The organism is Pseudomonas fluorescens (genome assembly GCF_041354075.1).
In the GTDB taxonomy this organism is placed as follows: domain Bacteria; phylum Pseudomonadota; class Gammaproteobacteria; order Pseudomonadales; family Pseudomonadaceae; genus Aquipseudomonas; species Aquipseudomonas fluorescens_CE.
In genome coordinates, this window is sequence record NZ_JARZGC010000027.1 from 28,778 (window position 1) to 48,723 (window position 19,946).

Annotated in this window: 23 protein-coding genes; 22 read left to right on the top strand and 1 reads right to left on the bottom strand. The window is 60.8% G+C overall.

Annotated features, from left to right (window positions below; translation table 11 throughout):
- Positions 1-33 precede the first annotated feature (33 nt).
- The gene (locus tag QIW53_RS24485; RefSeq protein ID WP_371052133.1) at positions 34-612 is read right to left on the bottom strand and encodes a Maf family protein; all 579 of its coding nucleotides are present in this window, start codon (positions 610-612) and stop codon (positions 34-36) included.
- A 105-nt stretch (positions 613-717) separates the two neighbouring features.
- On the opposite strand from QIW53_RS24485, the gene QIW53_RS24490 reads away from it, so the two are divergent.
- The 22 genes from QIW53_RS24490 to araG all read left to right on the top strand — a co-directional run bounded on the left by QIW53_RS24490 (position 718) and on the right by araG (position 19,939).
- Entirely contained in the window at positions 718-1,245 is a 528-nt protein-coding gene (locus QIW53_RS24490) for a YceD family protein (protein WP_371052134.1), read from the top strand.
- A 13-nt stretch (positions 1,246-1,258) separates the two neighbouring features.
- Positions 1,259-1,441 (top strand): 50S ribosomal protein L32, encoded by a 183-nt coding sequence (rpmF, locus tag QIW53_RS24495; RefSeq protein ID WP_003179396.1) that lies wholly within the window; start codon positions 1,259-1,261, stop codon positions 1,439-1,441.
- A 4-nt stretch (positions 1,442-1,445) separates the two neighbouring features.
- Positions 1,446-2,456, top strand: coding sequence for a phosphate acyltransferase PlsX (gene plsX, locus QIW53_RS24500; RefSeq protein WP_371052135.1), 1,011 nt, complete (start codon positions 1,446-1,448; stop codon positions 2,454-2,456).
- 124 nt (positions 2,457-2,580) lie between these two features.
- Entirely contained in the window at positions 2,581-3,519 is a 939-nt protein-coding gene (gene fabD, locus QIW53_RS24505; protein WP_371052136.1) for an ACP S-malonyltransferase, read from the top strand.
- Positions 3,520-3,535: 16 nt separating this feature from the next.
- Complete coding sequence (gene fabG, locus QIW53_RS24510) at positions 3,536-4,276, top strand: 3-oxoacyl-ACP reductase FabG (RefSeq protein ID WP_371052137.1); 741 nt, start codon at positions 3,536-3,538, stop codon at positions 4,274-4,276.
- A gap of 196 nt (positions 4,277-4,472) precedes the next feature.
- Complete coding sequence (gene acpP / locus QIW53_RS24515; protein WP_371052138.1) at positions 4,473-4,709, top strand: acyl carrier protein; 237 nt, start codon at positions 4,473-4,475, stop codon at positions 4,707-4,709.
- A gap of 108 nt (positions 4,710-4,817) precedes the next feature.
- The gene (gene fabF, locus QIW53_RS24520) at positions 4,818-6,062 is read left to right on the top strand and encodes a beta-ketoacyl-ACP synthase II (RefSeq protein ID WP_371052139.1); all 1,245 of its coding nucleotides are present in this window, start codon (positions 4,818-4,820) and stop codon (positions 6,060-6,062) included.
- Positions 6,062-6,877: an aminodeoxychorismate lyase gene (pabC, locus tag QIW53_RS24525; protein ID WP_371052140.1), complete on the top strand. Its 816-nt coding sequence runs from the start codon at positions 6,062-6,064 to the stop codon at positions 6,875-6,877. The genes fabF and pabC overlap by 1 nt, the downstream gene beginning before the upstream one ends.
- Before the next feature lie 3 nt (positions 6,878-6,880).
- On the top strand, positions 6,881-8,137 hold the full coding sequence (mltG, locus tag QIW53_RS24530; RefSeq protein WP_371052141.1) for an endolytic transglycosylase MltG: 1,257 nt from the start codon (positions 6,881-6,883) through the stop codon (positions 8,135-8,137).
- A 19-nt stretch (positions 8,138-8,156) separates the two neighbouring features.
- Positions 8,157-8,789, top strand: a complete 633-nt coding sequence (tmk, locus tag QIW53_RS24535; protein ID WP_371052142.1) for a dTMP kinase — start codon at positions 8,157-8,159, stop codon at positions 8,787-8,789.
- A complete protein-coding gene (locus tag QIW53_RS24540) occupies positions 8,782-9,768 on the top strand; it encodes a DNA polymerase III subunit delta' (RefSeq protein WP_371052143.1) in 987 nt (328 codons plus the stop codon). Before tmk ends, QIW53_RS24540 begins: the two co-directional genes overlap by 8 nt.
- A 42-nt stretch (positions 9,769-9,810) precedes the next feature.
- Positions 9,811-10,167 carry a PilZ domain-containing protein gene (locus QIW53_RS24545; RefSeq protein ID WP_192306040.1) on the top strand — a complete coding sequence of 119 codons (357 nt, stop codon included), beginning with the start codon at positions 9,811-9,813 and terminating at the stop codon, positions 10,165-10,167.
- A 14-nt stretch (positions 10,168-10,181) separates the two neighbouring features.
- Entirely contained in the window at positions 10,182-10,967 is a 786-nt protein-coding gene (locus QIW53_RS24550) for a TatD family hydrolase (protein WP_371052144.1), read from the top strand.
- 342 nt (positions 10,968-11,309) lie between these two features.
- Complete coding sequence (locus tag QIW53_RS24555; protein ID WP_201193115.1) at positions 11,310-11,948, top strand: TetR/AcrR family transcriptional regulator; 639 nt, start codon at positions 11,310-11,312, stop codon at positions 11,946-11,948.
- A 138-nt stretch (positions 11,949-12,086) separates the two neighbouring features.
- A complete protein-coding gene (locus QIW53_RS24560; protein ID WP_371052145.1) occupies positions 12,087-13,055 on the top strand; it encodes a GTP 3',8-cyclase MoaA in 969 nt (322 codons plus the stop codon).
- A gap of 101 nt (positions 13,056-13,156) precedes the next feature.
- Positions 13,157-13,765, top strand: coding sequence for a DUF4823 domain-containing protein (locus tag QIW53_RS24565; RefSeq protein ID WP_371052146.1), 609 nt, complete (start codon positions 13,157-13,159; stop codon positions 13,763-13,765).
- Positions 13,766-13,781: 16 nt separating this feature from the next.
- The gene (locus tag QIW53_RS24570; RefSeq protein ID WP_371052147.1) at positions 13,782-14,342 is read left to right on the top strand and encodes a DUF1285 domain-containing protein; all 561 of its coding nucleotides are present in this window, start codon (positions 13,782-13,784) and stop codon (positions 14,340-14,342) included.
- A gap of 193 nt (positions 14,343-14,535) precedes the next feature.
- Positions 14,536-15,252 (top strand): FadR/GntR family transcriptional regulator, encoded by a 717-nt coding sequence (locus tag QIW53_RS24575; RefSeq protein WP_371052148.1) that lies wholly within the window; start codon positions 14,536-14,538, stop codon positions 15,250-15,252.
- A 62-nt stretch (positions 15,253-15,314) separates the two neighbouring features.
- Complete coding sequence (locus QIW53_RS24580) at positions 15,315-16,190, top strand: SMP-30/gluconolactonase/LRE family protein (RefSeq protein WP_371052149.1); 876 nt, start codon at positions 15,315-15,317, stop codon at positions 16,188-16,190.
- 199 nt (positions 16,191-16,389) lie between these two features.
- A complete protein-coding gene (locus QIW53_RS24585) occupies positions 16,390-17,208 on the top strand; it encodes an SDR family oxidoreductase (protein ID WP_371052150.1) in 819 nt (272 codons plus the stop codon).
- A 122-nt stretch (positions 17,209-17,330) separates the two neighbouring features.
- Positions 17,331-18,329: a substrate-binding domain-containing protein gene (locus QIW53_RS24590; protein WP_371052151.1), complete on the top strand. Its 999-nt coding sequence runs from the start codon at positions 17,331-17,333 to the stop codon at positions 18,327-18,329.
- A gap of 65 nt (positions 18,330-18,394) precedes the next feature.
- Complete coding sequence (gene araG, locus QIW53_RS24595) at positions 18,395-19,939, top strand: L-arabinose ABC transporter ATP-binding protein AraG (RefSeq protein ID WP_371052152.1); 1,545 nt, start codon at positions 18,395-18,397, stop codon at positions 19,937-19,939.
- Positions 19,940-19,946: the final 7 nt, after the last annotated feature.

Genomic DNA, 19,946 nt, shown 5'->3' on the forward strand with positions numbered 1-19,946 from the left:
CGGCCCTTGTGGCCGGTTTTTTCATGGGGGCGCTCAGGGGATTTCAACACCCTCGGCCAGCAGCATGTCGATCAGGCGGATCAATGGCAGGCCGATCAGGCTGGTGGCATCCGGGCCTTCGGTGCGTTGAAACAGGCTCACACCCAGGCCTTCGGCCTTGAAACTGCCCGCGCAATCGTAAGGCTGCTCGGCCCGCAGGTAGCGTTCGATGCGTGCAGCGTCGAGTGTGCGCATGTGAACGGTGAACGGCACGCAGTCGACCTGACAATGGCCGGTCTGGCTGTTGAGCAGGGCCACACCGGTGAGGAAGGTCACGCTGGCGCCGCTGGAGGCGAGCAGTTGTTCGCGGGCCTTCTCGAAGGTGTGGGGCTTGCCGATAATACGTTCGCCGAGCACCGCCACCTGGTCGGAGCCGATAATCAGATGAGCGGGATGGCTGCCGGCAAGGGCCTGCGCTTTTTCCCGGGCGAGGCGTTTGACCAGTTCGATCGCAGGCTCGTCCGGCCGGCGGCTTTCGTCGATATCCGGCGAGCTGCAGATGAACGGCAGTTGCAGGCGGGCCAGCAATTCCCGGCGATAGGCCGAGCTTGAAGCGAGTAATAAAGGCAGCATGTGCATCTCCGGATCACAGGTGCGAATTCTAGCGAGGCTTCCAGGTGACGGACAGGGCGGAATTTCCTTTGACATGGCCGGGGGCATCCCTATAATGCTGCGCCTATGTTGAATGACCCGATTCCACCTCACGTTGACCCGCGCAAATTGGCTGACCGTGGCACCACCCTTCAAGGTGAAATGCTGCTGGCCGATTTGAAGAGACTCTGCGACCCGCTTTCCGACACTGTCGGTACGGTGCAGGCACAATTCGTTTTTGAACGAGATGAACGTAAGTCTGTGGTCATCCACAGCTTTATCGACACCGAAGTCAAAATGGTTTGCCAGCGTTGTCTTGAGCTGGTCACCCTGCCGATCCATAGCGAATGCAGTTATGCTGTGGTGAAGGAGGGTGCGAATACCCAGTCGTTGCCGAAAGGTTATGACGTGCTGGAACTGGGCGAAGATCCTTTGGATCTGCAGTCACTGATCGAGGAGGAGCTTCTGCTCGCCTTGCCCATTGTGCCTGCTCATCATCCGGAAGAATGCCAGCAGCCGGCGGGAGCAGATGAACCCGAACCGAGCGAGGACGAGGTAACGCGGTCCAACCCGTTCAGTGTATTGGCGCAGTTAAAGCGTGACCCAAACGTTTAGGAGTTAATCAATTATGGCTGTTCAGCAGAACAAAAAATCCCGCTCTGCCCGTGACATGCGTCGTTCGCACGATGCTCTCGAGGCTAGCACCCTGTCTGTAGAAAAAACCACCGGTGAAGTTCACCTGCGTCACCACGTATCGCCAGAAGGCGTATACCGTGGCCGTAAAGTGATCGACAAGGGCGCTGACGAGTAATCACTTGTCTGCTCAAGTCATCGCGATTGACGCAATGGGCGGGGACTTCGGTCCCCGCAGCATTGTCCAGGCCAGCCTCGCTTGCCTGTCTGCTACACCCTCGCTGCACCTGACCCTCGTCGGTCAACCCTCCCTTCTTGAAGAACTGATCGCTGGCCATTCGGCTGTGGATCGCTCGCGCCTGTCGATTGCACCCGCGTCCGAAGTCGTCACCATGGACGAAAAGCCTGCCCAGGCCTTGCGCGGCAAACCGGATTCGTCGATGCGGGTGGCGCTCGAGTTGCTGCGTGATGGCAAGGTCCAGGCGTGCGTCAGTGCCGGCAACACCGGTGCGCTGATGGCGTTGTCGCGGTTTGTGCTCAAGACGCTGCCGGGTATCGATCGCCCGGCGATGGTGGCGGCGATTCCGACGCAGAAAGGTTATTGCCAGTTGCTCGACCTGGGCGCCAACGTCGATTGCAGCGCCGAGCACCTGCTGCAGTTTGCCGTGATGGGCTCGGTGGCTGCCGAAACCCTGGGCATTGTTCGTCCGCGTGTGGCGTTGCTCAACATCGGCACCGAAGACATCAAGGGCAATCAGCAGGTCAAGTTGGCGGCGACCTTGTTGCAGAGCGCTCGAGGCATCAACTACATCGGCTTTGTCGAAGGTGATGGTCTGTACCGTGGCGAAGCGGATGTGGTGGTATGCGACGGTTTCGTCGGCAACATCCTGCTCAAGTCGAGCGAGGGGCTGGCGACCATGATTGCCGGGCGCATCGAGGCGCTGTTCAAAAAAAACTTTGCATCAAAAGTCGTCGGCGCAATGGCGTTGCCGCTGATGAAGCGGCTGCAGGCTGACCTTGCTCCCGCGCGGCATAACGGCGCAAGTTTCCTTGGTTTGCAGGGAATTGTGGTGAAAAGTCATGGTTCTGCCGGTGTTCAGGGCTTTCAGAGTGCCATTTCGCGAGCGCTGATCGAGATCCAGGAAAACCTCCCGGAGCGCATTCACGGTCGGCTGGAGGACCTGTTGCTTTAGGCGTTTTCGTCGGACAATGCTTAAATGTGACCGCTTGGTTCCATTGGCCATCCAAACTGTCAGTTTCTTGCGTCCCCGGTGGGGCGCCAATTCTTCGACGACAAGATCATTAGGGGCTTGTTACATGTCTGCTTCCCTCGCATTCGTCTTTCCAGGACAGGGTTCGCAGTCCCTCGGCATGCTGGCCGAGTTGGGCGCGCAACATCCAGTGGTCCTTGAAACATTCAAAGAAGCATCCGATGCGCTTGGCTACGACCTGTGGGCACTGACCCAGCAGGGGCCGGAAGAGCAACTCAATCAAACCGATAAAACCCAACCGGCCATTCTGACGGCCTCGATCGCCTTGTGGCGTCTGTGGCTGGCTGAGGGTGGCGCGCGCCCTGCGTACGTCGCCGGTCACAGCCTGGGCGAGTACAGCGCACTGGTCGCGGCAGGCAGCCTGAGCCTGGGCGATGCGGTGAAGCTGGTCGAACGTCGTGGCCAGTTGATGCAGGAAGCCGTTCCGGCCGGGCAGGGCGGCATGGCTGCCATCCTCGGTCTGGAAGATGCCGACGTGCTGGCAGCCTGTGCCGAAGCGGCGCAGGGTGACGTGGTCAGCGCCGTCAACTTCAACTCCCCTGGCCAGGTGGTCATCGCCGGTGCCAAGGCCGCCGTCGAGCGTGCCATCGAAGGCTGCAAGGCCCGTGGCGCCAAGCGCGCGATGCCGTTGCCGGTGAGCGTGCCGTCGCACTGCGAGCTGATGCGCCCGGCGGCCGAGCGTTTTGCCGAGTCGATCGCCGCGATCGACTGGCAGGCGCCGCAGATTCCGCTGGTGCAGAACGTCAGCGCCCAGGTGCCGGCCGATCTGGAAACCCTCAAGCGCGACCTGCTCGAGCAGCTCTACAAGCCCGTGCGCTGGGTAGAATCGGTTCAGACCCTGGCCGCCAAAGGCGCGACCCAACTGGTCGAATGCGGTCCTGGCAAAGTCCTGGCTGGCCTGAACAAACGTTGCGCCGAAGGCGTTTCGACTTCCAACCTCAATACCCCAGATGCTTTCGCTGCCGCCCGTGCAGCGTTGGCCTGAATCAGGAGAAGCTTGCATGAGTCTGCAAGGTAAAGTTGCACTGGTTACCGGTGCCAGCCGTGGTATCGGCCAGGCTATCGCCCTGGAACTGGGTCGTCAGGGTGCCATCGTCGTCGGCACCGCGACCTCCGCCTCGGGCGCCGAGCGCATTGCCGCAACCCTGAAGGAAAACGGCATCCAGGGCACAGGCCTGGAACTCAACGTTACCAGCGACGAGTCGGTTGCACAGGTACTGGCGAGCATCCAGGAACAGTTCGGTGCGCCGGCGATCCTGGTCAACAATGCCGGTATCACCCGCGATAACCTGATGATGCGCATGAAAGACGACGAGTGGCATGACGTCATCGATACCAACCTGAACAGTCTATTCCGCCTGTCCAAGGGCGTTCTGCGCGGCATGACCAAGGCCCGTTGGGGTCGAATTATCAGTATTGGTTCGGTTGTGGGTGCCATGGGCAACGCAGGCCAAGTAAACTATGCCGCCGCCAAGGCAGGTCTGGAAGGTTTCAGTCGTGCCATGGCGCGTGAAGTCGGTTCGCGTTCGATTACGGTAAACTCGGTGACCCCAGGGTTCATCGACACCGATATGACCCGTGAACTGCCCGAGGCACAGCGTGAAGCCTTGCAGACACAAATTCCGCTGGGCCGTCTGGGGCAGGCACAAGAGATCGCGTCCGTGGTCGCTTTTCTTGCATCCGACGGTGCGGCATACGTGACTGGGGCTACAATCCCGGTGAACGGCGGGATGTACATGTAGGTTAAATGTGACGGATTGCTTCAAAAAAATGTCATACGAGCTGTCTAAAATCCGTTATAAAGCTGCAATCTTTTTATAGGCAGAGGGTCGCCGGGTTTGAGGAGTGAAGCTTTCAGTTGAAAAGCTGAAAAGTCTTTCTATACACTTATCCACTGGCCAGCTGCCTGAATTTGTCCATTAGGAGTGAAAACAAGGTATGAGCACCATCGAAGAGCGCGTCAAGAAAATCGTTGCCGAGCAACTGGGCGTTAAAGAAGAAGAAGTGATCAACACTGCTTCCTTCGTTGAAGACCTGGGTGCCGACTCCCTTGACACCGTTGAGCTGGTGATGGCTCTGGAAGAGGAATTCGAGACCGAAATCCCTGACGAAGAAGCTGAGAAGATCACTACTGTACAAGCTGCAATCGACTACGTTAACGCCCACCAGGGTTAATCGTTTGTAATCGTTGCTCGCTGTCGTGGAAAAACCGCACTGCCGTCACGGCGTGCGGTTTTTTCTTTAGGCCTGATGCAAAGTCGTCATTTGAAAAAGGAGAGTGTTGTGTCGCGTAGACGCGTCGTAGTCACCGGTATGGGTATGCTGTCGCCACTGGGCACAGATGTGCCGAGCAGTTGGCAGGGCATTCTGGCTGGCCGCAGTGGCATTGGTCTGATCGAACACACCGACCTTTCTGCCTATTCCACCCGTTTTGGCGGCTCGGTAAAGGGCTTCAATGTCGAGGAATACCTGTCGGTCAAGGAAGCTCGCAAGCTTGACCTGTTCATTCAATACGGCCTGGCCGCCGGTTTCCAGGCGGTACGCAATGCCGGTCTGGAAGTCACCGACGCCAACCGTGAACGCATCGGCGTGGCCATGGGCTCGGGCATTGGCGGACTGACCAATATCGAAGAAACCAGCCGCACCCTGCATGATTCCGGTCCACGGCGGATTTCTCCGTTTTTCGTGCCCGGCTCGATCATTAATATGATTTCCGGTTTCCTGTCGATCCACCTGGGCGCACAGGGACCCAACTACGCCATCGCCACTGCGTGCACCACCGGCACGCACTGCATCGGCATGGCGGCCCGCAACATCATGTACGACGAAGCCGACGTGATGATCGCCGGCGGCGCCGAGATGGCCGCCTGTGGCCTGGGCATGGGTGGCTTCGGTGCCTCGCGTGCGCTGTCCACCCGCAATGACGAACCGGCCCGTGCGAGCCGTCCGTGGGACAAGGGCCGTGATGGCTTCGTCCTGTCCGACGGTGCCGGTGCGCTGGTGCTTGAAGAGCTGGAACACGCCAAGGCCCGCGGCGCGACCATCTACGCCGAGCTGGTTGGCTTTGGCACCAGTGGCGATGCCTTCCACATGACGTCGCCTCCGGCAGACGGTGCCGGTGCCGCACGTTGCATCAGCAATGCCCTGCGCGATGCCAAGGTCAATCTCGACCAGGTCCAGTACATCAACGCCCACGGCACCTCGACGCCGGCCGGCGATCTGGCCGAGGCCTGTGCGATCAAGTCGGTGTTCGGCGATCACGCCTACAAGCTGGCTGTCAGCTCGACCAAGTCCATGACCGGTCACCTCCTGGGTGCCGCAGGCGCAGTCGAGGCCATCTTCAGCGTACTGGCCATCAACAGTCAGGTGGCGCCGCCGACCATCAACCTTGATGAACCGGACGAAGGGTGCGACCTCGATTTCGTGCCGCACACGGCGCGCAACATGGATATCGACGTCGTGCTGTCCAACTCCTTCGGGTTTGGTGGCACCAACGGCTCGCTGGTGTTCCGCCGGTTCGCCGGCTGATGGACAGCTGGGTCGACGGTCAGCCGGCTGACGCTCTGTCGCTGAAGGATCGCGGCCTGGCTTACGGCGATGGTCTGTTCGAGACCATTGCCGTGCGGGGTGGTCAGCCGTTGTTGCTGGATCGGCATCTGTCGCGCCTGGCGCAGGGCTGCACACGGCTGGCGATCAACGCCGACCATGCCTTGATCCGTAGCGAGGTGTTGGCCTACGCCTCGGCTCTGGAGGAGGGCGTGCTCAAGCTCATGCTCACCCGTGGCGACGGCTTGCGCGGTTACGCGCCCGACCCGACGGCACAGGCGCGACGCATCCTCCAGGGCAATCCTCCTGCTGCCTATCCTGTCGTCCATGCCGAGCAAGGCATTCGCCTGTTTCCCTGCGCCACGAGACTGTCGAGGCAGCCACTGCTGGCGGGGCTCAAGCATCTGAACCGCCTGGAGCAGGTGATTGCCCGGTCAGAATGGCAAGACGCCGAGCACGCCGAAGGCCTGATGCTGGATCAGGCGGGGCGGGTGATCGAAGGCGTATTCAGCAACCTGTTCATCGTGCGCGATGGCGTGTTGATCACGGCCGATCTCAAGCGTTGTGGCGTTGCCGGGGTGATGCGCGCGGAATTATTGTTTCAAGCCGAGTCCTTGGGAATCTCCACGCAAATCACCGACATCAGCCTCGAACAGCTGCAATGGGCCGATGAAGTCTTTGTCTGCAACAGTGTCTACGGCGTCTGGCCTGTGCGTGCCTATGCAGCACTGAGCTGGCCGGTTGGGCCGCTCACCCGTAAACTCCAACACATTTCCCGCGCGCTACTGGATGCTTGATACGTGAGACGTAAACTCTTGCTGTTGCTGGAAACCGGCCTGGTTCTGGCAGGTTTGTGTCTGGGCGCTTCAGCCTGGAAGATTCACACGGCATTGCACCAACCGCTGAACATTGCCCAGGAAGCGCTGCTGGACGTGCCCAAAGGCACGACTCCCACTCGCACCTTCTACCGTCTTGAAGCCGATGGCGTGATCAAGGACGCTTTCTGGTTGCGCGTGTACTGGCGTTTCAACCTTGCCGGGCAACCCCTGCACAGTGGGGAATACCGCATGCAACCCGGTATGACCGTTGATGGTCTGATCGACCTGTGGAAGCGTGGCGAGATGGTCCAGTACAGCCTGACGTTGGTCGAGGGCTGGAATTTCCATCAGGTGCGCACGGCCCTGGCCAAGGCTGAGAAGCTCGAGAAGACTCTGGACGGCTTGAGCGACAGCGAGGTGATGGCCAAACTTGGCCACAAGGGCGTTTTCCCGGAAGGGCGTTTCTTCCCGGACACCTACCGTTTCGTTCGCGGCATGAGTGATGCCGAGCTGCTGAAAAAAGCCTATGACCGCCTCGATGAGGTGCTGGCCGCAGAGTGGGCGCAGCGCGCGGCGGACGTGCCCTATACCGATCCCTACCAGGCGCTGATCATGGCGTCGCTGGTGGAGAAGGAGACCGGCGTGCCGCAGGAGCGCGGGCAGATTGCCGGAGTGTTCGTGCGACGCCTGGGCCTGGGGATGCTGTTGCAGACGGATCCGACCGTGATCTATGGCCTGGGCGATCGTTACAACGGTAAATTGACCCGCGCCCATCTCAAGGAGTCGACCCCCTACAACACTTACATGATCGCCGGCCTGCCGCCGACGCCGATTGCGATGGTCGGCCGCGAAGCGATCCATGCCGCGTTGAATCCGGTGGATGGCAAGAGCCTGTACTTCGTTGCCCGGGGCGATGGCAGCCATGTGTTCTCCGACGATCTGGACGCCCACAACAGTGCCGTGCGCGAGTTCCAGCTCAAGCGACGTGCCGATTATCGCTCCAGCCCGGCGCCGGTCACGGCTCCTGAAACGAATGGTGAGCCGGCGCCGATCCCGCCGGCTTCGCCTGACACCGACCCGCAAGCGTTGCCGCCTGTGACCCCGTCCGAACCCGTTCAGACACCGACGCAGGTGCCAGGCCAGGAGCCGGTCCCGCGTCCGAGCGAAGAACCTGCCAAAGAGCCCGCTGCCGGTTCTGCACCCGAATCGGACGCCTCCGCGCCGCAAAGCCCGCAATGAACCTGACTAAGGACTGCCTGTGACTGGCTTGTTTATTACCCTGGAAGGCCCTGAAGGCGCCGGCAAGAGCACCAACCGCGAGTACCTGGCCGAGCGCCTGCGCGCCGCCGGACTTGAAGTGGTACTGACCCGCGAGCCAGGCGGTACGCCGCTGGCCGAACGCATCCGCGATGTGCTGCTGGCCCCGGTCGAGGAGTCCATGGACCCGGATGCCGAGCTGTTGCTGGTATTCGCTGCCCGCGCCCAGCATCTGGCCGGCGTGATCCGCCCGGCACTGGCGCGGGGCGCCGTGGTGCTGTGCGATCGCTTTACCGATTCGACCTACGCCTATCAGGGCGCAGGTCGTGGTTTGTCGCTGGAGCGCATCGCGACTCTGGAAACCTTCGTCCAGGGCGATTTGCGCCCGGACCTGACGCTGATTTTCGACTTGCCGGTGGAAGTCGGCCTCGCCCGAGCCAGCGCCCGTGGCCGTCTGGATCGCTTCGAGCTGGAAGGCCGGGCCTTTTTCGATGCCGTGCGCAGCGGGTTCCTCAAGCGTGCCGCAGCCGAGCCGGCGCGTTACCTGCTCGTCGATGCCGCACAGCCTCTGGCGCAGGTCCAGCAGTCACTGGACGCCTTGTTGCCGCGTCTGCTGGAGCTGAGCCGTGGCTGAAGCCTATCCCTGGCAGGACAGCCTCTGGCAGCAGTTCACTGCTCGCAAGCAGCATGCTCATGCCTATCTGCTGCATGGGCCGGCCGGGATTGGCAAACGCGCGTTGGCCGAACGCCTGATGGCCCGTCTGCTGTGTCAGCAGCCGGTCGAGCAGGGCGCTTGCGGCGAGTGCAAATCCTGCCTGCTGCTCAAGGCCGGCAGTCATCCGGATAACTACATTCTCGAGCCGGAGGAGGCCGACAAGGCCATCAAGGTCGATCAGGTGCGAGAGCTGGTCAGCTTCGTGGTGCAGACCGCGCAGTTGGGTGGGCGCAAGGTCGTGCTGATCGAGCCGGTCGAGTCGATGAACATCAACGCCGCCAACGCCTTGCTCAAAAGCCTTGAGGAGCCGTCGGGCGATACGGTGTTGCTGCTGGTCAGCCATCAGAGCAGCCGCCTGTTGCCGACCATCAAGAGCCGTTGCGTGCAGCAGGCCTGCCCGTTGCCGAGCGAGGCGCAGAGCCTGGCGTGGCTGGCGACTGCGCTGCCCGACTGCGCCGAAGAGGAACGTATCGAGTTGCTGACCCTGGCCGCCGGCTCGCCGCTGGCGGCGGTCAAGCTGCACGCTCAAGGTGTGCAGGAGCAGCGGGCATTGGTGGTCGACGGCGTCAAGAAGCTGCTCAAGCAACAGCAATCACCCACGCAACTGGCCGAGGGCTGGAATTCGATTCCGCTGCTGTTGCTGTTCGACTGGTTCTGCGATTGGTCGAGCCTGATCCTGCGGTATCAGTTGACCCAGGATGAGGACGGGTTGGGGCTGACCGATATGCGCAAGGTCATTCAGTACCTGGCGCAAAAAACCAGCCAGGAAAAAACCTTGAATATGCAGGACTGGATTCTCGCCCAGCGCCAGAAAGTCTTGAGCAAGGCCAACCTCAATCGCGTGCTGTTGCTGGAAGCCTTGCTGGTGCAATGGGCGTCTTTGCCTATCCAGAAGTGATCGACTGCGCCTAGACTCTGAACATCGGCAGTGGAGGTCAGCATGAATGAAACCGCGAACCAGGGCCCGCGCAACGGCATCCTGTCCTTGACCATCAAGGACAAGTCCGTGCTTTACGCGGCCTACATGCCGTTCATCAGGAACGGTGGCCTGTTCATCCCGACCAACAAGAGCTACAAGTTGGGCGACGAGGTGTTCATGCTGCTGAACCTGATGGACGAACCGGAAAAAATCCCGGTGGCCGGCAAGGTCGCCTGGATCACGCCCAAAGGTGCCCAGGGCAACCGCGCCGCTGGCGTCGGCGTGCAGTTCAACGATGGCGACAGCGCGGCGCGCAGTCGAATCGAAACCCATCTGGCCGGAGCCCTGAAGTCCGACCGTCCCACCCATACGATGTAAGTTGCCACCCCTTTATGCTTGTAGATTCCCATTGTCACCTTGATCGCCTTGACCTTGCCGCACACGACGGCTCCCTGGATGCCGCACTCGAGGCGGCCCGGCAGCGAGGCGTCGGGCACTTCCTGTGCATCGGCGTGAGCGCCGACAACGCGGCCGACGTCAAGGCCCTGGCCGAGCGCTACGACGATGTCGATTGCTCGGTGGGCGTGCATCCGCTGGACGTCCAGCCGGGGGCCGCACCGGCGCTGGATTGGCTGTTGCAGGAGCTCAACCACCCGCGCGTGGTGGCGATCGGCGAAACCGGCCTGGATTATCACTACGAGCCTGAAGCGGCGCAGTTGCAGCAGGAATCCTTTCGCCTGCACCTGCAAGCGGCACAGCAGACCGGCAAACCCGTGATCATTCACACCCGGGGCGCCCGGGCCGACACCCTGGACCTGTTGCGCGAGGCGGCGCTGCCCCAGGCCGGCGTCCTGCACTGCTTCACCGAGGACTGGGAGATGGCCAGGGCGGCGTTGGACATGGGTTATTACATTTCCTTGTCCGGGATTGTCACGTTCCGCAATGCCGATGCGCTGCGTGACGTCGCCAGTAAAGTGCCCGCCGACCGTTTGCTGGTGGAAACCGACTCGCCTTATCTGGCGCCGATTCCCCATCGGGGCAAGCCGAATCTTCCGCAATATGTGCGGGAAGTGGCAGAGTTTCTGGCCATGCTGCGCGGTGAGTCCTACGAGCGATTGGCCGAGCAGACCACCGAGAATTTCAAGCGGCTGTTCCCGCTGGCGCATGTGAAAGGCTGAATCGCAGGCAAAAAAAACCCGGGTTCTGGGGGGTGAATCCGGGTTAAGACCATTAGGAGTAAAACAATGGTACGCGGTCCGTTGGTACCAATATCGGCGCGGCACTTGGGGGAGATGCCCCGCCGACAGTTGAAGTATTGATCAGTATTGCGTCGAGTCCAGTTCACCGGTCGCGGTTTTTAAACATTTTTGGAATACAGCCGCTTCAGAAGCGTTCTCATTAAAAGAGGACCTGGCGAGAAATCATCGAGAAACACAGATATGCTCGGATGATCCGTGCATTTTTGCGCAAGTTAGGCATAATACGCGGCTTCGAATTTTGACCCCGACAGACCTTTTCTTATGCATAAAGAACCTCGTAAGGTCCGTGAGTTTCGCCGCCGCGAGCAGGAAATTCTCGATACCGCGCTCAAGCTGTTCCTCGACCAGGGTGAAGACAGTGTCACCGTCGAGATGATTGCTGATGCCGTGGGTATCGGCAAAGGCACGATCTACAAGCACTTCAAGTCCAAGGCGGAGATCTATCTGCGCCTGATGCTCGATTACGAGCGTGATCTGAACGAGCTCCTGCATTCGGCGGACGTCGACAAGGACAAGGAAGCCCTGTCCCGGGCCTACTTCGAATTCCGCATGCGCGATCCGCAACGCTATCGCTTGTTCGATCGTCTCGAGGAAAAGGTGGTCAAGGGCAACCAGGTGCCGGAGATGATCGAGGAGCTGCACAAAATTCGCGCCTCGAACTTCGAACGCCTGACGCTGTTGATCAAGGGCCGGATCAGTGAAGGCAAGCTCGAAGACGTGCCGCCATACTTCCATTACTGCGCGTCCTGGGCACTGGTCCACGGCGCGGTGGCGCTGTATCACTCGCCGTTCTGGAGCAATGTGCTGGAAGATCAGGAAGGTTTCTTCCAGTTCCTGATGGACATCGGCGTGCGCATGGGCAACAAGCGCAAGCGTGATACCGACACGCCGAGCACCTGATTGAGTCAGTTGCGTCATCGCGCCATGATTTCGCTATATGGCGCAGTACCTCAGGAATATACTCAGGCATAGGACTTGCTAAAACTTGATTTGTGAGTCAAGTTTTGCTGTGTCCGATTTCCCTTCGCCGGAGTGATCATGATCGTTGACCGTCAAGGCAGGCGTTTCCGCAATCTGCGAATCAGCCTGACCTCCGCCTGCAATTACGCGTGTACCTACTGCGTGCCCAACGGCAAGCGGCTGGTGGCTGCGCAGGATGAGCTGTCGGCTGAAGCCATGGCGCGCGGCGTGGCGTATCTGATCGAAGCGGCCGGCATCGAGCGATTGCGCATCACCGGTGGCGAGCCGCTGGTCAGCCTCAAGCTGGAAGCTTTCATGGCGGCTGTCGGGCAGATGGGCCTCGAAGACATCAGCCTGACCACCAATGGCCAGTTGCTGGCGAAAAAACTGCCGTTGTTGGTCAACGCCGGCATCCGCCGCCTCAATGTTTCTCTCGATACCCTCGATGCCAGTGCGTTTCGCGGCATTGCCCGTGGCGGCGACCTGGCGACGGTGCTCGACGGCATGGAGCAGGCCAGCGCGGCCGGGATGAAAATCAAGGTCAACATGGTGCCACTGCGTGGGCAGAACCTGGATCAAGTGATGCCCCTGCTTGATTACTGCCTGGAGCGTGGTTATGAGCTGCGCTTTATCGAATTGATGCGCATGGGCCACCTGGCCAGCGATTCCAATGGTTTCCTGCAACAGTTCGTCAGCCTGCAACAGCTGTTGAGCCTGATCGGCGATCAGTATGAGTATCTCCAGGCCAATGCCCCCGTGGACGCCACCGCCGTGCGTTACGAGATTCCCGGGCATGGCTACTTCGGTGTGATCGCCAACGAAAGTGTTCCGTTCTGCCGGACCTGCTCGCGGTTGCGCCTGTCGTCGACCGGCTGGCTGCATGGTTGCCTGTCGTCGAGCAACCGCCACTATGTCGGGGACCTCCTGGACAAGCCGCGTCATCAGGCCCTGCCGGCCTTGCAACGCCTGCTGGTGAAAGCCTTGGGTGACAAGCAGGATGTGGCGTTCTCCGGTGGCGCGACCGTCATGAAGATCATCGGCGGCTGATCCATCCTCATTGGGGCAGGTTACGGGCATCCTGAGCTGGCGCGGAAGCTGCATCTCATGGCCATTCGCCGGTTTTCCGTCACCGGCCTCTGGAGGGTAGGATGCGTAGCCTGGTTTTGCTGCTGGCCGTTTTGGCACTTGGCGGCTGCATGAATGTCAGCGATATGGCTGAAGGGACTCGCTACCACATGAGCGATGCCGGTCTGCTCGATCACAGCGACAGCCGTCGGACGAACAACCTGCGCATCCAGCCGGACTCGTTCGTCTACATCGCGCAAGGCGCCTTCGCGCCGCCGCACAGCGCCGTCTATCCACGGCCCAACGTGATCGCCGAAGTGGCTTTCGACGGCTTCATCGAATACTTCCCGATGGTCCGCCGGGCGCGGGCTCCGGAGGGGCTCGACCAGGCCATGGGCGAGGCCCGTGCGTTGGGCGCCCATTACCTGCTGTATACCCGTTTCGCCAAGGCCGACGACCGCATCGGCAACTCCGATGAATGGCTGGACCAGGAAGCCGTGGACCGCCTCGGTGTCGACACCGGGGTCATTCAGATCATGTTGATCGAGACCAGCACCCAGTATTTGATTGATACTGCACGCATCAAGAGTCGTGGCGGTTTACTGACGTTCCACGACAAAAAGCCGGAAGACCTGATGGGCCCGCCGCTGGAGCAATATGCGCGCAGCCTGCTGGGGATCAGCGACCAGTAAAGCGAAGGAGCACAGCATGAGTGGACCGCAGAAAGCCAACGACCTGTTGGGGCAAATCCCCAAGACCAAGGGCTTGCCGCCGGTCCACCTGTGGAACCCCGAGTTCTGCGGCGACATCGACATGCGCATTGCCCGCGACGGCACCTGGTATTACCTGGGCACGCCGATCGGACGCAAGCCGATGGTCAAGCTGTTCTCCACCATCATTCGCCGCGACGGCGATGATTACTTCCTGATCACTCCGGTCGAGAAAGTCGGGATCAAGGTCGACGACGCGCCGTTTGTGGCAATTGCCATGGAAGTGCAAGGCGAGGGCGAAGTACAGACCCTGCGTTTCACCACTAATGTCGACGAAACCACCGAGGCGGGTGCCGAGCATCCGATCCGGGTGATGATCGATCCTGATACCCAGGAGCCGGCGCCCTACGTGCATGTGCGCAGCAATCTCGAAGCCCTGATTCACCGCAATGTGTTCTACCAGTTGGTGGAGTTGGCAGTGAGTCGCGAGATCGATGGGAAGCGCTGGCTGGGGGTGTGGAGTGGCGGCGAGTTTTTCCCCATCGGCCTTGAGCCCTGACATTCCTCTTTGTGGGGGCGGGCTTGCTCGCGAAAGCGGTGTCACAATCAACATATACTGCGACTGACCCAGCGCCTTCGCGAGCAAGCCCGCTCCCACAGGGGGTTATGTATGTTCGCTTTGAAAATCCCGTTGACACCCAATCATATGATCATTAGCGTGGTCCTCCACAGCGAACCGCTTCGGAGTCTCCATGTCCAGCAGCTTTCATGCGTCGACGGTCGACTGGCTGGGTTGCTGGATTGCTGCCGGTCAGGTCAAGCCGGGGGAAGCGCTCAAGGTTGAAGCCGATCTCGGCCAGCAACTGGGCGTCAGTCGCACGGTCATCCGCGAAGCGATCAAGACCCTGGTTGCCAAGGGCATGCTCGAAGTCGGCCCCAAGGTCGGTACGCGGGTATTGCCGGTGCGGCGCTGGAACCTCTTCGATCCACAAGTGGTGGGCTGGCTGTCACGCAGCGGGCTGCCGGAAAATTTTGTCGACGACCTGCTGGACTTGCGCCGCACCATCGAGCCGATGGCAGTGCGCTGGGCGTGCGAGCGAGCGACGGTGGAACAGGTCGAGGCGATCCTGCTGGCCTACAACGCGCTGGAGCGCGCTGTTCACAGTGGTATCGATTACAACCGAGCCGACCGTTTTTTCCACGAATGCATCCTGGCGGCCAGCCACAACCAGTTCATCGAACAGATGGTTCCGGCACTCGGCGCGTTGCTGGCGGTGTCCTTCGAAGTGTCTGCGGCCGACCCGGACGAACTGCGGCGCACGTTGCCTATCCACAAGGACATGGCCGATGCCATCGCCACCCGCGATTCGGCGCGGGGCGTATGGGCATGCATGACCCTGATCGATAACGCCGACCTGGCGATCAAGCGTTTCTACCCGAAGGTCATGGCCGACAAGAAAGCCGGCTGACGGTACAAGGCCCCCGAGAGCGGGTGTGTTGCCAGAGAAGAACAACAAAAAGCGGAGGTTTCATGAAGTGCACTGCAGTCACCGGCCATCGCGCGCAACTGGGCGAAGGACCTTTCTGGGACGCGCCGACCCAGGCGCTGTACTGGGTCGATATCGCTGGCCGTCAGGCACTGCGTTTGATCGGTGCCAACGTGCAGATCTGGCAGATGCCCGAGCATGTGTCCGCGTTCATTCCCTGCGAAAGTGGCGATGCACTGGTGACCCTGAGCAGTGGCGTCTATCGCCTGGACCTGGATTCGCCGGGGCTTGAACCGCAGCTCACCTTGTTGTGCGTCGCCGATCCGCAGCCCGGCAATCGCGGCAATGAGGCCCGTTGCGATGCTCAAGGCCGACTCTGGCTCGGCACCATGCAGAACAACATCGGTGAAAACGGCGAAGACCTGCCGCTGGTTCGCCGCTCTGGCGGTTTGTTTCGCATCGACGGGGACGGCAGGGTCACGCCATTGCTGCGTAACCTGGGGATTCCCAACACGCTGCTGTGGAGCGATGACGCCACCGCGCTGTATTTCGCTGACAGCCTGGAGGGCACGCTCTACCGACATTTCATTCGCACCGACGGCAGTCTCGAACCCGCCCAGGCCTGGTTCGGCCCCGATGAGCGAGGCGGTCCCGATGGCTCGGCGATGGATTCCGAAGGGTTCATCTGGAACGCACGTTGGGACGGCAGTTGCCTGCTGAGGCTCAATCCGGAAGGGCAGGTCGATCGGGTGATCGAACTGCCGGTCAGCCGTCCCACCAGCTGCGTGTTTGGCGGTCCCGACCTGAACACCCTCTACATTACCAGTGCCGCGAGCCCCTTGAACCATCCGTTGGACGGCGCGGTGTTGGCCATTCAGGTCGATGTGGCGGGAAAACCCTGTACGAGGTTTGCCGGATAAATCCCAAAATATGGGATGTAAAATTATATATTGAGATTATTCGGCGGTCGGGTTTATAGTCGGCCCCATCAGTTGCACGCACTCACACTTAAAAAGAACAAGACAGGTGAAGTGATGAAACGATTTATCTACTGCTGTTTTGCCCGGACATCGACAGATGCCCGGTTTTCGTCGTGCCCACGGCCAGAGGTCAAGGCGCATGGCTGAGTTACTGACGCTGCCTCCCGTGCCCGAACCACCGAAGGGTCAGCGCCTGCACAACAAGGTGGTGCTCCTGACCGGTGCCGCCCAGGGCATCGGCGAAGCCATCGTCGCCGCTTTCGCTTCGCAGCAGGCCCGATTGGTCATCAGCGACATCCAGGGCGAAAAAGTCGAAGCCGTCGCGGCGCACTGGCGCAATCAGGGTTTCGACGTGCAGGCACTCAAGGTCGACGTGTCCAGTCAGCATGATCTGCACGCCATGGCCCGCCTCGCCGTTGAACGCCACGGGCGCATCGACGTACTAGTCAACTGCGCGGGCGTCAACGTGTTCCGTGACCCACTGCAGATGACCGAGGACGACTGGCGCCGTTGCTTCGCCATCGACCTGGACGGCGCCTGGTTCGGCTGCCGGGCGGTGTTGCCGCAGATGATCGAGCAGGGCGTCGGCAGCATCATCAACATCGCCTCGACCCATTCCAGCCACATCATTCCAGGCTGCTTTCCGTACCCGGTGGCCAAGCACGGTCTGCTCGGTCTGACCCGTGCACTGGGCATCGAGTACGCGCCCAAGGGCATTCGCGTCAACGCCATCGCACCGGGCTACATCGAAACCCAACTGAACATCGATTACTGGAACGGTTTTGCCGACCCGCGCGCCGAGCGTCAGCGCGCCTTCGACCTGCATCCGCCGCGCCGCATCGGCCAACCGATTGAAGTAGCGATGACGGCGGTGTTCCTGGCCAGTGACGAGGCACCCTTCATCAATGCTTCATGCATCACCATCGATGGTGGTCGCTCAGTGATGTATCACGACTGAGCCCGGCGATTTTCAGGCGCGGAACCACGCCTGTAATCCAATCATCATACGATATGACTATTTGCAGTAACCTTTGATTGGCTTTCAACTAACGCCCAACAAAAATAACAAGGAGTCAGCTTATGAATCGTCGGATCCGTTCCCTGTGCCGTGTCGCTTTGGCGGTCACTGCGGTCAGCCTCAGCAGCACGCTGCTGGCGGCTGAAGAAGTGAAGATCGGTTTTCTGGTCAAGCAGGCGGAAGAACCCTGGTTCCAGACCGAATGGGCTTTCGCGGAAAAGGCCGGGAAGGACAAGGGCTTCACGGTCATCAAGATTGCCGTGCCGGACGGTGAGAAAACCCTGTCGGCCATCGACAGCCTGGCCGCCAACGGGGCCAAGGGCTTCGTGATCTGCCCGCCGGACGTGTCCCTGGGCCCTGCGATCATGGCCAAGGCCAAGCTCAACGGGTTGAAAGTGATTGCGGTGGATGACCGTTTCGTCGACGCCAGCGGCAAGTTCATGGAAGAGGTGCCTTATCTCGGCATGGCGGCCTTCGAGGTTGGCCAGAAGCAAGGTGCGGCGATGGCCACCGAAGCGAAGAAGCGCGGCTGGGACTGGAAAGACACCTACGCGGTGATCAACACCTACAACGAACTCGACACCGGCAAGAAACGCACCGACGGTTCGGTCAAGGCCCTGGAAGACGCCGGGATGCCGAAGGACCACATCCTGTTCTCGGCGCTCAAGACCCTCGACGTACCGGGCAGCATGGACGCCACCAACTCGGCGCTGGTGAAACTGCCGGGCGCCGCGAAAAACCTGATCATCGGCGGCATGAACGACAACACCGTGCTGGGTGGCGTGCGCGCCACCGAAAGCGCCGGGTTTGCCGCCGCGAACGTGATCGGCATCGGCATCAATGGCACCGACGCCATCGGCGAGCTGAAAAAGCCCAACAGCGGCTTCTTCGGTTCGATGCTGCCCAGCCCGCACATCGAGGGCTACAACACCGCCAGCATGATGTTCGAGTGGGTGACCACCGGCAAGGAGCCGCCCAAGTACACCGCAATGGACGACGTGACGCTGATCACGCGGGACAACTTCAAGCAGGAACTGGAAAAGATCGGCCTGTGGAACTGAGGCTCGGTTGATTTCCCTGGCAGCCTCGGCGACGGGGCTGCCCGATCCGTGGGATGAGGTGGTTTATGCACGCGCAAGTACAGACACAACATGACAGCGTCGGCGGCAGTTTGCGCTTCAACGGGATCGGCAAGACCTTTCCCGGGGTGAAGGCGCTGGACACCATCAGCTTCGTCGCGCATCCGGGGCAGGTGCACGCCCTGATGGGCGAGAACGGTGCCGGCAAGTCGACGCTGCTGAAAATTCTCGGTGGCGCCTACACCCCGACCAGCGGTGATTTGCACATCGGTGAGCGGACGATGGCGTTCAAGTCCACGGCCGACAGCATCGCCTGCGGGGTCGCGGTGATCCATCAGGAGCTGCACCTGGTGCCGGAAATGACCGTGGCGGAAAACCTTTTTCTCGGTCATCTGCCCGCCAGTTTCGGTCTGATCAATCGTGGCGCACTGCGTCAGCAAGCGCTGGCCTGCCTCAAAGGCCTGGCCGACGAAATCGACCCGCAGCAGAAGGTCGGGCGCCTGTCCCTGGGCCAGCGCCAACTGGTGGAAATCGCCAAGGCACTGTCCCGTGGAGCACACGTGATTGCCTTCGACGAACCGACCAGCAGCCTCTCGGCACGGGAGATCGATCGCTTGATGGCCATCATTGGCCGCCTGCGCGACGAGGGCAAAGTGGTGCTCTACGTCTCTCATCGCATGGAAGAAGTCTTTCGCATCTGCAATGCGGTGACGGTGTTCAAGGACGGCCGCTACGTGCGCACGTTCGAAGACATGAACGAGCTGACCCACGACCAGTTGGTCACCTGCATGGTCGGTCGCGATATCCAGGACATCTACGATTACCGTCCGCGCAAGCGCGGTGCGGTGGCCTTGCGGGTCGATGGTTTGCAGGGACCGGGCTTGCGTGAGCCGATGAGTTTTGACGCGCACAAAGGCGAAATTCTCGGGTTGTTCGGCCTGGTCGGTGCCGGGCGTACGGAGCTGTTCCGTCTGCTCAGTGGCCTGGAGCGCAGCAGCGCCGGTCGCCTGGAGTTGCGCGGCCATGAGCTGAATCTGCGCTCGCCCCGGGACGCGATTGCCGCCGGCATCCTGCTGTGCCCGGAGGACCGCAAGAAGGAGGGCATCATCCCGCTGGGCAGCGTCGCGGAGAACATCAACATCAGCGCGCGGCCGGCCCATTCCGGTTTCCGCTGCCTGATTCGCGGGCTCTGGGAAAAGGACAACGCCGACAAACAGATCAAGGCGCTGAGGGTGAAGACGCCCCACGCCGGGCAACAGATCAAGTTCCTGTCCGGTGGCAATCAGCAGAAGGCGATTCTCGGTCGCTGGCTGTCGATGCCGATGAAGGTGCTGCTGCTCGACGAGCCCACCCGTGGCATCGATATCGGCGCCAAGGCCGAGATCTATCAGATCATCCACAACCTGGCCGCCAGCGGCATTGCCGTGATCGTGGTGTCCAGCGACTTGATGGAAGTGATGGGCATCTCCGACCGCATCCTGGTGATGTGCGAAGGGGCGATGCGCGGCGAGCTGAGCCGCGAACAGGCCAATGAATCCAACCTGCTGCAACTGGCTTTGCCGCGCCAACGCGCTGACGGCGTGGCGAACTGAGAGGTGA